We start from the raw sequence: 12568 nt of genomic DNA, 5'->3' as shown, positions 1-12568 counted from the left end.
ACTTTGCGTTATTCATCTTAATTGAACCGCCGTATACGGAACCGTACGTACGGTGGTGTGAGAGGTCGGGAGTTAATCACTCCCTCCTACTCGATTTTACATGCTATTTTGCAAATATAGCGCCAGTTAGTTCCATCTTTTGTCTTAATCATGGCATACGCCATATTCTATATTTGTTTTACAAAACAATATCTACTTCGTTCACTAAACCTTCCGACATATTCAGTACCCGACTTTTTTGTCACGTGTTAAAAAAGTTGGTTCCCGACTTTTATTTTTAGATGTGACAAGAACGAACGTAGGAATGCGGGTTTCAAGCTTCCATAGTACCCGACTTTTTTGTCTTATAACATGTGAATAAATCTAACTAAATTTTTTAAAAATATATAATCAGTTACAATTCAAAGTAACCTTGGTACAGCGCATTAAATGCTGTATCAAGGTTTTTTCTATTCTACTTTTAATCTTCATCCTGTGCTTTTATGGGTAAAGTCTATCATATCTAAATAGTTTGTATAACTTCAAATTATTAACAGAAGATAGTCTCATAAAAGAGAGTAATTTCCAAAGTAATTAACTTTTTCTGAAGAAGTTAATAGCAAATACCGAATAGAAATTATAGACAACACTTGAAAAGGGCAAACTTGTTGAAAGGCAAGAATGTGAAAATTCTCATGTAATAAGCTATTCGCTAGACCTGAGAGTTGCCGAAGGAGAGAAAAAGATGAACAAGAGGAATAATAGTAGGTCGGCAATAGAAATATTTAAACTCCTATTAGATTATTATGCTGTACCTCTAAAAATAACTCTTTTATATGCTGTATTAGGTAGTGCTTGGATTTTTATTTCAGATCAATTGTTAGAGACGGAGTTTGTTGATACACATTTATTTGCTTCGTTAACACTTTTAAAGGGCTACTTTTATGTCATTGTATCGTCTGCAATAATATTTGTTCTCGTTTCTAGTGGAATTGCTCGAGATAGAAAGCGAAATGAACTGGCATTGGATAGAAGTGAACGGGCATTGAAAGAATCCATTAAAGAACTAGCTGATGTTCAAAAAGCTTTAGATGAATCCTCCATTATAGCAATTACCGACCAAAGGGGGATTATCAAATTTGTTAATGATAAATTTTGCGAGATTTCTCAATACACGAGAGAAGAACTACTTGGACAAGATCACAGGATTTTAAATTCTGGCTATCATTCAAAAGAATTTTTTTAAGAGATGTGGAGAACAATTGGCACGGGTGGAACGTGGAAAAATGAAATCCGAAATAGAGCCAAGGATGGCAGTTATTATTGGGTAGCAACAACTATAGTTCCTTTCTTAAATGACAAGGGAAGGCCTTATCAATATGTAGCAATTCGAAATGATATTACAGAAAGAAAGCTTGCAGAAGAGTCGTTAAGAGAAAGTGAAGAAAGATATGGACGCCTAGTTGAACTTACACCAGAGGCAATTATAATCCATTCTAAAGGAGTAATCCGGTATGCGAATCGAGCTTGTATTAAGCTGCTGGGTGCTTCGTCATTAAATCAGTTAATCGATTTACCTGTGAATCGTTTTGCCTACCTACAATTTCTAGACGTAACGAATGAAAGAATCGAAACGATGAAAGACATTGGTGTGGAAATTGTTCCTTTTGAGGAGAAGATTGTCAACCTTGATGGGAAGATATTAGACGTTGAAGTGACGGAAATCACTATCAATCATGAAGGGGCTCCTGCGTTTTTAATGATATTTCGAGATATTACCAGTCGAAAAAAAGCTGAGGAAGCACTTCAACAAAGTGAAGAGCAGTATCGATTAATTGCCGAAAATATGTCGGATTTAGTAGGAGTTGTAGACACGAAGGGTGTTATACTATATGCCTCTCCCTCACATGAGCATGTGTTAGGTTATTCTCCAAAAGAAATTGAAGGTAATCCTGGTATTGAATTAATGCATCCTGATGATATGGAAAAAATGAAAAGTAAATATAAAAAAAGAGTGACGGAAATGGAGGATCACTCTATAGAATTTCGAATGAAACATAAAAAGGGTCATTGGGTATGGATTGAAGCGCACATCAAGCAGCTTTTAGATGAGCGTAATTACGTGCTCAGAATCCAATTTGTCGGAAGAGATATTACAGAGAGAAAGATTTTTGAAGAGAAATTAAATTATATGGCCTTCTATGATGCATTAACAGGAATTCCGAATCGTAGACTTTTTCAAGAAAAGCTAATGCAAATTATAAAAGAGACAAACCGTTATGAACGGAAGTTTGCCATTATATATATGGATATAGATGATTTTAAGGGAATAAATGATATGTTAGGCCATGATGCTGGCGATGAATTGTTAAAGCAGTTTGCTAAAAGAGTTCAATTTTGTCTTCGAGAAAGTGATACATTTGCCAGACAGGGTGGAGATGAATTTACTATTCTTCTTTGTGAAATCAAGGAAGAGCAGGATGCGGTAATTATTGCAGAGCGAATACTTGCTGCTCTACAGAATCCCTGGACGATCAGTAATTATGAATTTACTACAACATCAAGTCTAGGTGTAGCGTTTTACCCTAAAGACGGTACCTCCTTTGCGGAACTAATGAAGTATGCAGATAAAGCAATGTATGAGGCCAAGGAAACGGGAAAAAATATGGTTAGGGTTTATGATAATAAGTAAAAATGAGTATTCACTTAAGACAAACACCATTCTGAGGAAAATCAAAAACGTGAAAATATGGAAACACAGAAATGTACGATTATTAAGTTGCACAGCTACATCCCTTTTGGATATGATTGTCCAAAAGGGTGTTTTATTTTGGGAGGGATTCATATAGAAGCAACTATAGAGTTTATGGAGAAAATTGATGACCCACAACATCGCGCGCGGGTGGAAGAGATTTTTGGCTGGATTACTGAGGAATTTCCTAATTTACAACTAGAAATAAAGTGGAATCAGCCTATGTTTACAGACCATGGGACCTATATCATTGGCTTTTCTACAGCGAAGCAGCATTTAAGCGTTTCACCAGAGGAATTTGGTATGGATCACTTTGCAGAAGATATTGCTCAAGCCGGATACAGTGCTACCAAGGGTCTGTTTCGCATTAAGTGGAATGAGCCCGTCAATTACGAGCTGCTAGAGAAAATGATTGCCTTTAACATCATCGATAAGGCAGAATGTACAACGTTTTGGCGGAAGTAAGATGTAGAATCTAAGTGTAGAAAGTTGGGCCTCCACAATTAGAGGAGCCAACTTTTTTTATTTATCCCAAATTATAAAACTTTATATTTATGAGCCTCGTCTAATTGTCGAAATGGAGGGGAGTATGTGGAAGAAATAATGAGTCCTTTAGTAACAGCAGTCAATCACGAAGAATTGATTGATGAACTAATGCGTACATATGGTCAGGAAATTCAACAGCTTGTTTATTCTTATGTTCATAATGAAACAATTGCTGAGGATTTGACGCAAGAAATATTTGTGAAATGTTTTAAATCATTAGACTCCTTTAAAGGAAAATCCTCCATCAAAACATGGCTTTGGAGAATCGCCATTAATCATTCCAAGGATTACTTGAAAAGCTGGTATAGCAGGAGTGTGAAGGCTGCAGATGATTTTAGTTATATTGCCAATGAAAGTAGCGATAGTATCGAGCAAACAATTATTCAGCAAGATGAGGATGTACAGCTTGCTTATGCTGTCATGCAGTTGCCTATTAAATATCGTGAGGTAATCTATTTATTTTACTACGAGGAATGCTCGATTAAAGAAATTGCAGCTGTACTCGAAGTAAATCAAAATACGATAAAATCTCGATTGCGTAAAGGGAAGTCGGTATTAAAAGAACGATTGGAGGGGTCCAGATGGAAGAACGATTAAAAGGGTTGAAAAAAGCAATGAACACGCATACATTTCGTCAAGTGAAATTTACAGATGAACATCGTCAAAAAGTAAACCAACAAATTGAAGAAATAGATCTTTCAGGGATTATATTTCCTTTATTGACTCAATCGAAAACTGGATTTGAATTAACACAGCTTCTGCATGTTAGGGGGATTAAAAGCATTCTCAATAATGAAGGTGCAATCTATACAACATTGCATGAAGAAGAGTTGCAAGGAATGTTGGAGTCTTACTGGTCCGATGAGGGTGAAAAGCATTATACATTAACTAAAAAAGGACTGAAGGTATTACAAAAGCAACAGCTTGCAAAAAGACGTGAAAATTCTTTAAAGCAATTATTCAATGAGGTGACGCCAAATGAAAATTAGTTACTTTCTGGAAAAGGTATCAGCTCAAATGCACTCTAAGGAAGCAAAGGAATACGTGAAAAGTGAGTTAAGCCAACATATGCAACAATCCAAACAATCCTGGGTAAAAAGAGGATATAGTGAAGTTGAAGCCGAGAAAAAGGCTGTAAAAGAAATGGGTAGTCCATTAACACTTGGGAAATCTCTAAATAAGCTACATAAACCCAAAATAGACTGGATGCTTGTTATCTTGTTAAGTGTTACTCTACTACTCAGTTTTTTACCTATACTGGCACTGGATAAAGGAATGTATTTGGAAATCACAAACTTCACTTTACCAACCATGTTACAAAATAAAACGATTTCTATAATCATTGGCTTTAGTATAGCAATAGGGTTCATGTTTATTGATTATCGAAAACTAAAGAGATACGGTTATTTGTTTTACGGTGTGGGGGTAGGACTGTTAATTGCAATTTCTCAATTTGCGAATAAGATTATAAACGGAGAGTCAATAATTTCTTTAGGGATTATTGATGTCCAGGCATGGGTGGCAATCCCGTTCTTATTAATGGCCTGGGCATCCTTTTTTAGTAATTCAGCCTTTAAATTATGGAAAGGTATAGCCCTATATGTATTTTCAATTTACTTTTTACTTTTTATTCCGAGTTTATCTATGATTTTTATCTATTCGGTCTTTGTGGCTGTTTTATTCCTGAAAAGTCGTTTTTCTCTTAAAGAGAAAATATGTACAGTGGGAGCAGTTATTCTAATTGTAATTGGAGTAGTATTTTACCATATTATAGCTTTTAGAAATGGTAGTCTTGCCAATTATCAGATCAGTAGAATATTGGGTTTTATAAGCCCGAACAAGTATGCTGATGAAAGCGGCTATATCTATGTAACTTTAGAAAATGCCATGAAAAGTGCAGGTTTATTTGGAGCAGAAAATTTGATGAATCTCCCTGATCCGCATACAAATCTTGTCCTTGGAAACATAATTCAAACATATGGTTTTTTAGCTGGAATAGTTTTATTTGCTATATTATCAATATTTCTCATAAGGTTTTGGTTGATATCAAGGGCTATCAAAGACCCTTTTGGAAAATTACTCACTATTGGAGGCGTAACGCTATTTGCTACCCAATTCCTTTATAGTGTAGCCATGAATTTTGGGTTAGTCCCTGTTAGCACAATGTCCTTGCCATTTATGAGCTATGGCATTATGCCGACTGTGTTAAATGCGTTTATCGTTGGGATAGTATTAAGCGTATATAGAAGAAAACATTTTATCCCCTTAAAAGAGGATTATCAGGCAAGTTAATCTAAATAAATAATAGTAACGCTAATCGGACAAAGACCGATTGGCGTTTTTTTGGAAGGAGGGTAATTATGAGACAAATCATAGCGATGGGCGGAGGAGGCTTCTCTATGGAACCCGACAATCTAGCCCTAGATGAGTATATTTTGAAGCAGGTAAACAAAGAGATTCCAAAGGTTTGTTTTGTTCCGACGGCTGGAGGAGATCAGGACAATTATATTGAGAGATTTTACAGAGCATTTCATAGCTTAAATTGTGAAACAAACCATTTATCTTTATTTGATGCAAACTTTGAGAAGCTTGAAGAATTTGTATTTGAACAGGATATCATTTATGTTGGTGGCGGGAGCACTAGAAATATGCTTGTGCTATGGAAGGAATGGGGCTTAGATGATATTTTGAGAAGGGCATATGAAAAAGGAATCGTTCTTGCTGGTTTAAGTGCAGGCTCAATTTGTTGGTTTGAGGAAGGCTTAACAGACCCATTGAATGGACCTTTATATAAAATAGATTGCTTGGGATTGTTAAAAGGGAGCAATTGCCCACATTACGATGGGGAAAATAAGCGCAGGCCATCCTATCAGCAATTAATCTTAGCCGATGAAATAAAAGCAGGCTATGGAGTGGATGATGGAGTAGCGTTACATTTTATCGATGAAGCTTTAACAAAAACAGTTAGCTCAAGACCAGAAGCAAGGGCATATTATGTGAAACATGAGGGCAGTGAAGTTGTAGAAAGTGAAATTACACCAATCTATTTAGGTGGGAATGGATAAGGTTAAATCTGTAATGTGAGATTTCTGAAATTTTAGTTTATAAAAATAGCTATATATGATATAGTGAAAAACAATTACATAACGTGTAAGAATAGGTGCTTATGAGAATAAGCTTAAAAGGGAAGCTTGGTGCAAATCCAACACTGTCCCGCAACTGTAATTCGGAGCGAATCTGTTAGCCACTGTGAAAACGGGAAGGCATGAGGAGCGTTGATGATAAGTCAGGAGACCTGCCTAATTCTAGTACACACCCAATGCCTACGTGGAAATAGGTGGTGTTCTGTGCGAAATAATCGTAAATTTCTTTTACGCTTTTTTAGTCATGCATAGATAAATCCGAAGCTATTTCTGAACATAGAAATAGCTTTTTTCTTTTGGGTTATGTAGAAAAAAGGAGGCGTATATATGAATGTCGTAAGTACAGTAGTTGGTTACCCTTATATAGGTGAAAACCGTGAATGGAAAAGGATTGTTGAAGGATTTTGGAAAAAAGAACTAACAGAGCAACAATTTGAACAGCAGATGAAAGCAATACGTTTGGAGCATATCCAGCGCCAGCAAGCTTTAGGCTTAGATTTAATACCTATCGGTGATTTTACCTATTACGATCGTATGCTTGATCTAGCGATGATGTTTAATATTATTCCAAACCGCTATAATAACTTGCTAGAAAAAGAATCTGCACTCACTTGTTATTATGCAATGGCAAGAGGAACAGAACAGGCTGTAGCTTGTGAAATGACTAAATGGTTTAATACCAATTATCACTATATTGTGCCTGAGTATGAAGGCCAGCATTTATATGTAACCGAAAATAGATTGTTAGCTTACTTTTTAGAGGCAAAAGAAGAGCTAGGCCTTCTAACAAAACCGACTTTAATTGGACCCTATACCTTTGTTGATTTATCAAAGGGATATGATGAGAAAACACGTGCAGCGTTTATATTAGCTCTCATTCCTCTTTATGCTCAGGTTTTAAAAGAGCTGGTAGACGCTGGAGCGGAGTGGATTCAACTAGAGGAGCCCTCACTAACGAAGAGTCTGTCATCTAAGGAAGCGCGGTTAGTAGAAGAAATCTATAAACAACTAACAGAGGCAGTCCCAGAGGCAAACATAATGCTGCAAACTTATTTTGAAGCGTTGACAAACTATGAAAATCTTATTCAATTGCCTGTTGCAGGGATTGGTCTTGACTTTGTTCATGGAAAAAAAGAAAACCTGGAGGCGCTTCGAAAATCAGGCTTCCCGAAAGACAAAGTATTAAATATCGGTATAGTAAATGGTCGAGATATTTGGTCTGCCAATTTAGCTGAAGTGGCAAGTGATGTCCAAGCCATCCTTAATTTAAGTAATGCTAACGATTTATGGGTTAGTAGTTCTTGTAGTTTGCAGCATGTACCTGTTACAACGGCTAATGAGCGAAAGCTGGATTCCGTTTTACTTAACGCCCTATCATTTGCCGATGAAAAGATAAACGAAATCGTTCATGTCGCACATTTCTTGAGCACTCAGCACTGGGCAAAAGAGGGGATTGTATCAGAAAGTATGGAATGCATTAGAGCCCTTGCTACACATCCGGTTAGAAACAATGCTCGTGTAAATGATTTAGTTAAATCAATTTCAAATCAGGATTTCGTAAGGTTAGAAAGCTTTGAAGAACGCCGTGAAATTCAAAAAACAGCATTAGGATTGCCTGATTTTCCAACGACGACAATTGGTAGTTTTCCGCAATCACCAGCAGTAAAGAAAACACGTGCAGCCTGGCGGAAAAATGAGCTTACAAATGAGGAATATGCAGCCTTTATAAAAGAGGAAACTGCGCGTTGGATTGCTATTCAGGAAGAAATCGGTCTAGATGTATTAGTCCATGGAGAATTTGAGAGAACAGATATGGTCGAGTATTTTGGGGAGCAGCTAACTGGATTCGCCTTTACTGAAAAAGCCTGGGTAGTTTCCTACGGGTCACGCTGTGTGAAGCCACCAATTATTTATGGGGATGTTGAGTGGTCAGAGGCAATGACCGTGAAGGAAGTAGTGGATGCTCAAAGCCTAACGTCTAAATATGTAAAAGGGATGTTAACGGGACCTGTTACGATTTTGAATTGGTCATTTGTTCGAAATGATATTCCTCGAGAAGCAGTTGCTAACCAAATTGCGCTAGCGCTACGCAAAGAAGTAGAGGCCTTGGAACAAGCGGGCATTCAAATTATTCAGGTAGATGAGCCAGCCCTGCGTGAAGGCCTGCCACTTCGAAGAGAAGATTGGTCAACTTATTTAGAGTGGGCGGTTAATGCGTTTAAACTGGCAACATCCAGTGTGAAAAATGAAACCCAGATTCATACACATATGTGCTATTGCGAGTTCAACGATTTTTTAGATCCGATTCGAGCTCTTGATGCAGATGTGATTTCATTGGAAACATCAAGAAGTCATGGAGAATTGATTGCCTCACTAAAAGAAAATCCATACGAGCTAGGAATAGGTCTAGGTGTTTATGATATTCACAGTCCACGTATACCTCAGGTTGAAGAGATGGAAACTATTTTAAAGGAAAGTCTGGAAGTCTTATCGAAGGAGCAGTTTTGGGTAAACCCTGATTGTGGTCTGAAAACTAGACAGGAATCGGAAACAATAGCGGCACTAAAAAGAATGGTTCAAGCAGCAAAACTACTACGAGATAGTTCTCGGAAAACGTTGGTAAACTAATCTAGGAGCTAAAATTCATGTCAATCCAAGCAATTCGGTATTATGAGGAAAAATTTAAAGAGTATATTATGAGCTCATTAGTAGTTGAACAATTTAGCTCCGTAAATCAATTACTGGAAGATTTAATAAACGAAAACCCAGAAGATCACAAAATCATCCATTATGCATATATCAATGTAAAAAAAGAATTAACAGGTTTTATAGAGGATAGTGGTAACGGGGAGGATTTATGCGAACAATCCAAGCACATTTAATTTTACCGCCAGATACAAATCACCATGGCACTATTTTTGGTGGTAAAGTACTTGCTTATATAGATGAGGTAGCGGCAATTACGTCTATGAAGTATTCAGGTGGCAATACAGTCACGGTATCCATCGACTCTGTGGATTTTCTATCTCCAGCTAGAGTAGGCGATATTTTGGAATTGGAAGGAACTGTCGTTTATACAGGTAAAACTTCTCTTACTGTATTTGTTAGAGTTACTGCTTTTCAAGTAGAAACCGGGGAAAGCACTTTAACAACCGAATCCTTTGTCACAATGGTGGCTGTTGATGAAGGCGGAAAACCTCGGGAGGTTCCACAGATTGTAATAGAAACAGAGGAACAAAGACTTCTTTACGAACAAGTAAAGCTTCGCCGAGAGCTAAAAGGGAAATAAAAGGGCATTAACTGTTTTAGCAAAAAGCGAATATAGAATCACTAGTAGAGCCAACATTAACTATAGGTTGGCTCTGTTTTTAATCAGCGATCAAGCCATGTCTCACAGCATACGCAGCAAGCTGAACACGGTTATCAAGCTGAAGTTTCTCGAGCAAATTTTTTATATGGTTTTTCACTGTATTCTCGGCTATGAAAAACGCTTGTGCAATTTGTTTGTTCGTGTCCCCGTTTGCTACCTTTGAAAGAATCTCACACTCTCTCGGCGTCAAAGTATTAGGGCTGGGTTCATCATCATAGCTACTGCCCGTGCGAAATCGATACAATAATCGACTGGCAATCTCTCGTGAAATTTCTGTTTGATTCCCTAGAAGTGCATGAAGATACTCAATCCAGTCATCAGGCTCCATATTTTTTAATAGATACCCCTGTGCACCAAACTGTATTGCTGTAAATAAGTCCTTTACATCATCAGATACCGTTAACATAACAACGTGGATTTGAGGATACGATAAGCGAATTTTCCTTACTGCTTCAAGTCCGTTCAATCTAGGCATATTGATATCTAATAGAAGTAAATCAGGCTGAAGCTCCCCACATAGCTCATAGGCCTCCAGTCCATCTGTCGCTTCGCCTACGATCGAAAATGATTCGTCAGCTTCCAGTACACTTCGAATTCCTTCCCTTGCTAGAGGATGGTCGTCCGCGATTATTAAACGATAGCACTCCATAATTATCACTCCTTTTTTACAATTATTTCCGTCCCATATGGGTGTCTATTTCTAATTTCAAGTACTCCACCAAGCTGCTTTGTGCGTTCTTCCATCATTGATAGACCGTATTGCTTGTTGGATTTCTTAGAGAAATTAATGCCACGACCATCATCAGAAATCTTTAATTGCCATCCATCTTTCATCTCCTCAATAATTACCTTCGCTTTTGAAGCATCTGCATGCTTTCGGATATTGGCAAAGGCTTCTTGAATAATGGCGAAGATTTGGATTTCCTCCTTGGTGGTAAAGAATCCTTGAGGAATTTGTATAGCTTCCTCTACCTCAACACCAGTCAACGAGCTCCATTCAGCTAGCCATTTATTTATCCTGGAATTTAGAGAATCATCAATTTCAGGCTCTGATCGCAAATTGAAAATTGCTTGGCGTACATGATTATCAATAGTGGAAAGGGCACGAGATGCAGCTTCTGTATCCCCTTTTTTTAGCTTGATATTCATAAAGAAAATAGATTGAGCAATCCCATCGTGAAGCTCTCGAGCCAGTCTTTCCCGTTCCTCATATACGGCACGTTTGGATTGTTCGTTAGCAAGTTTGTCATTCATGGCTTTAATCGTCCGGAACATCCAGATTGAAAATAACAGGGAGAGCACAAAGGTAAGAATCGTGATATATAAATTTCCGGTTTCCATTGATAGTGAATGTAGAAGGAAATCATGACGAATATATTCAAACCCACCAATTAACAAAGTAGGCAAAAGCACGCAAAGAAATTGTAAAAGGCGATAAGACAAGTGGGTTCTCTCCTTAATAAATATATCTCTTATAAGTATAACTAAAATGCCATTGTTTCTAATAGCCCATGTGAGCTATTTCAAAAAAAGAGCAGGGAATTTACAATAAGCATGAAAACAAGTCTAAAGGATTTTTCAAAATATATGGTTTATGGAGGTTTTTAACATGAAGAAAATATTCATTGCAGCGTTTTTATTTATATTTGCATCCACAACAAATGCATTTGCACATACGCACTTAGCTGGCTCAACACCAGAGAATGGGGAAGTCGTAACTGAGGAGCTTAGTGAAATTACTTTAACTTTTGAAGGCAAGATCGAACAAAGCAGCTCCTTTAAGTTAAGTGATAGTGAAGGGCAGGAAATTCCGATTGAAACGATTTCTATAAATGAAGAAATCATGACAGGAACTCTAGCAGCTCCATTAGAAAACGGGGAATACGTTGTTAATTCAAGCATTATTGGAGCAGATGGTCACCTGATAGAAGAAGAAATCTCTTTTACAGTAAATCTCGCTGAAACAGCAACATCCACAGAAGCAACTAACGACACTCAACAATCAGAGCAGGATACTACTGAAGAAGTAGAGCAAAATAGTGACCAAGCTGCTTCTGAAACAGTAGCAGAGGAAACGGAGAGCAATGAAGAATCATCAACATTCATTCCGGTTATCATCATTGTTTTATTGGTAGTAGTTATTGGGGCTTTCTTAATGATGAGAAGAAAGAAATAATAAGTTAAGCGAAACTTCTTTTAGATATAAAAAATCCCCATAAAGGGGACTGTGCAGTATTATTGTTTCCTTTTTAAATCCTGCAAATGGGGAGGAAGCTCAAAGGTCTTTTGGTGTTTAAATTGTTCAAGGGTAACATCAGATGGCGTAATCTTATAGGTAAGTTGATCTCTTCCTACAGGGTTGTGTGCACCCAGAACTGGAGTAATTTCAATCGTTACTGAAAAGATATATCCCCTATAATGGTTTGTTCTTTCCATTTTTAATATTTTAATTTCATATGGATATACCATAGGACACTCGATAAGTGAATCTGAATAGTATTTGCAAACTTCGTCTTGTACAGTCGGCAATAATAGTGAAAAAAACAAGTCCATCACAAGCTCCTCATCAGATTCCTTTGCAGGCTGATAATAACCTGATTTGGCAGATGTTAATAACGGAGACATAAACAGCAGCATTAAAAGAGCGGGAATTATAATAAATTTTTTCATTTTCATTCCACCTTTTAATGTTTAATTTGTTCACAAACGCTTAAACTATCTCAAGTAAATATTTCATGATGACATAAAAAAACGCATTTTACCTAATAACCGTAAAAT

13 protein-coding genes, 1 pseudogene and 1 riboswitch are annotated in these 12568 nt (G+C 37.1%); of the genes and pseudogenes, 11 read left to right on the top strand and 3 right to left on the bottom strand.

What is annotated here, in order from left to right; genetic code table 11:
- Nucleotides 1-997: 997 nt before the first annotated feature.
- The 10 genes and pseudogenes from BJ095_RS19505 to BJ095_RS08520 form a co-directional block, all read left to right on the top strand.
- Nucleotides 998-1441 (top strand): annotated as a pseudogene (locus BJ095_RS19505) (PAS domain-containing protein); the annotation flags it as partial.
- A 21-nt stretch (nucleotides 1442-1462) separates the two neighbouring features.
- A complete protein-coding gene (locus tag BJ095_RS19500) occupies nucleotides 1463-2671 on the top strand; it encodes a diguanylate cyclase domain-containing protein (RefSeq protein ID WP_404427997.1) in 1209 nt (402 codons plus the stop codon).
- Nucleotides 2672-2845: 174 nt separating this feature from the next.
- Nucleotides 2846-3196 (top strand): iron chaperone, encoded by a 351-nt coding sequence (locus tag BJ095_RS08555; RefSeq protein ID WP_285842544.1) that lies wholly within the window; start codon nucleotides 2846-2848, stop codon nucleotides 3194-3196.
- Nucleotides 3197-3322: 126 nt separating this feature from the next.
- Nucleotides 3323-3874, top strand: coding sequence for a sigma-70 family RNA polymerase sigma factor (locus BJ095_RS08550; protein ID WP_404427244.1), 552 nt, complete (start codon nucleotides 3323-3325; stop codon nucleotides 3872-3874).
- Nucleotides 3859-4266 (top strand): helix-turn-helix transcriptional regulator, encoded by a 408-nt coding sequence (locus BJ095_RS08545; protein ID WP_107937739.1) that lies wholly within the window; start codon nucleotides 3859-3861, stop codon nucleotides 4264-4266. The genes BJ095_RS08550 and BJ095_RS08545 overlap by 16 nt, the downstream gene beginning before the upstream one ends.
- Nucleotides 4256-5569, top strand: a complete 1314-nt coding sequence (locus BJ095_RS08540; RefSeq protein WP_107937737.1) for an FtsW/RodA/SpoVE family cell cycle protein — start codon at nucleotides 4256-4258, stop codon at nucleotides 5567-5569. The genes BJ095_RS08545 and BJ095_RS08540 overlap by 11 nt, the downstream gene beginning before the upstream one ends.
- Before the next feature lie 68 nt (nucleotides 5570-5637).
- Entirely contained in the window at nucleotides 5638-6342 is a 705-nt protein-coding gene (locus BJ095_RS08535; RefSeq protein WP_107937735.1) for a Type 1 glutamine amidotransferase-like domain-containing protein, read from the top strand.
- A gap of 76 nt (nucleotides 6343-6418) precedes the next feature.
- Nucleotides 6419-6594: riboswitch (cobalamin riboswitch) on the top strand.
- A gap of 153 nt (nucleotides 6595-6747) precedes the next feature.
- Nucleotides 6748-9048: a 5-methyltetrahydropteroyltriglutamate--homocysteine S-methyltransferase gene (metE, locus tag BJ095_RS08530; protein WP_107937733.1), complete on the top strand. Its 2301-nt coding sequence runs from the start codon at nucleotides 6748-6750 to the stop codon at nucleotides 9046-9048.
- A gap of 17 nt (nucleotides 9049-9065) precedes the next feature.
- The gene (locus BJ095_RS08525) at nucleotides 9066-9302 is read left to right on the top strand and encodes a hypothetical protein (RefSeq protein WP_107937731.1); all 237 of its coding nucleotides are present in this window, start codon (nucleotides 9066-9068) and stop codon (nucleotides 9300-9302) included.
- Nucleotides 9278-9709, top strand: a complete 432-nt coding sequence (locus BJ095_RS08520; protein WP_107937729.1) for an acyl-CoA thioesterase — start codon at nucleotides 9278-9280, stop codon at nucleotides 9707-9709. The genes BJ095_RS08525 and BJ095_RS08520 overlap by 25 nt, the downstream gene beginning before the upstream one ends.
- Nucleotides 9710-9788: 79 nt before the next feature.
- Here BJ095_RS08520 and BJ095_RS08515 read toward each other — a convergent pair whose 3' ends face one another.
- Both BJ095_RS08515 and BJ095_RS08510 read right to left on the bottom strand, forming a co-directional pair.
- Nucleotides 9789-10439, bottom strand: coding sequence for a response regulator (locus BJ095_RS08515; protein ID WP_107937727.1), 651 nt, complete (start codon nucleotides 10437-10439; stop codon nucleotides 9789-9791).
- Nucleotides 10440-10444: 5 nt separating this feature from the next.
- On the bottom strand, nucleotides 10445-11233 hold the full coding sequence (locus BJ095_RS08510) for a sensor histidine kinase (RefSeq protein ID WP_107937725.1): 789 nt from the start codon (nucleotides 11231-11233) through the stop codon (nucleotides 10445-10447).
- Nucleotides 11234-11399: 166 nt separating this feature from the next.
- On the opposite strand from BJ095_RS08510, the gene BJ095_RS08505 reads away from it, so the two are divergent.
- The gene (locus tag BJ095_RS08505) at nucleotides 11400-11966 is read left to right on the top strand and encodes a copper resistance CopC family protein (RefSeq protein WP_181418005.1); all 567 of its coding nucleotides are present in this window, start codon (nucleotides 11400-11402) and stop codon (nucleotides 11964-11966) included.
- A gap of 59 nt (nucleotides 11967-12025) precedes the next feature.
- Here the strand turns inward: BJ095_RS08505 and BJ095_RS08500 are convergent, their stop codons facing one another.
- On the bottom strand, nucleotides 12026-12460 hold the full coding sequence (locus BJ095_RS08500; protein ID WP_181418004.1) for a DUF3888 domain-containing protein: 435 nt from the start codon (nucleotides 12458-12460) through the stop codon (nucleotides 12026-12028).
- Nucleotides 12461-12568 lie beyond the last annotated feature (108 nt).

The organism is Ureibacillus chungkukjangi (genome assembly GCF_003217295.1).
GTDB lineage: Bacteria > Bacillota > Bacilli > Bacillales_A > Planococcaceae > Ureibacillus > Ureibacillus chungkukjangi.
The sequence above is the reverse complement of the archived record's forward strand: the minus strand, read 5'-3'. Positions and strand labels throughout refer to the sequence as shown.

What these genes read in the sequence shown, in the direction of transcription:
- BJ095_RS08515 (WP_107937727.1), bottom strand. Translation starts at nt 10,439, where the DNA reads ATGGAGTGCTATCGTTTAATAATCGCGGACGACCATCCTCTAGCAAGG.
- BJ095_RS08525 (WP_107937731.1), top strand. Translation starts at nt 9,066, where the DNA reads ATGTCAATCCAAGCAATTCGGTATTATGAGGAAAAATTTAAAGAGTAT.
- BJ095_RS08500 (WP_181418004.1), bottom strand. Translation starts at nt 12,460, where the DNA reads ATGAAAAAATTTATTATAATTCCCGCTCTTTTAATGCTGCTGTTTATG.
- BJ095_RS08555 (WP_285842544.1), top strand. Translation starts at nt 2,846, where the DNA reads ATGGAGAAAATTGATGACCCACAACATCGCGCGCGGGTGGAAGAGATT.
- BJ095_RS08505 (WP_181418005.1), top strand. Translation starts at nt 11,400, where the DNA reads ATGAAGAAAATATTCATTGCAGCGTTTTTATTTATATTTGCATCCACA.
- BJ095_RS08520 (WP_107937729.1), top strand. Translation starts at nt 9,278, where the DNA reads ATGCGAACAATCCAAGCACATTTAATTTTACCGCCAGATACAAATCAC.
- BJ095_RS08540 (WP_107937737.1), top strand. Translation starts at nt 4,256, where the DNA reads ATGAAAATTAGTTACTTTCTGGAAAAGGTATCAGCTCAAATGCACTCT.
- metE (WP_107937733.1), top strand. Translation starts at nt 6,748, where the DNA reads ATGAATGTCGTAAGTACAGTAGTTGGTTACCCTTATATAGGTGAAAAC.
- BJ095_RS08535 (WP_107937735.1), top strand. Translation starts at nt 5,638, where the DNA reads ATGAGACAAATCATAGCGATGGGCGGAGGAGGCTTCTCTATGGAACCC.
- BJ095_RS08545 (WP_107937739.1), top strand. Translation starts at nt 3,859, where the DNA reads ATGGAAGAACGATTAAAAGGGTTGAAAAAAGCAATGAACACGCATACA.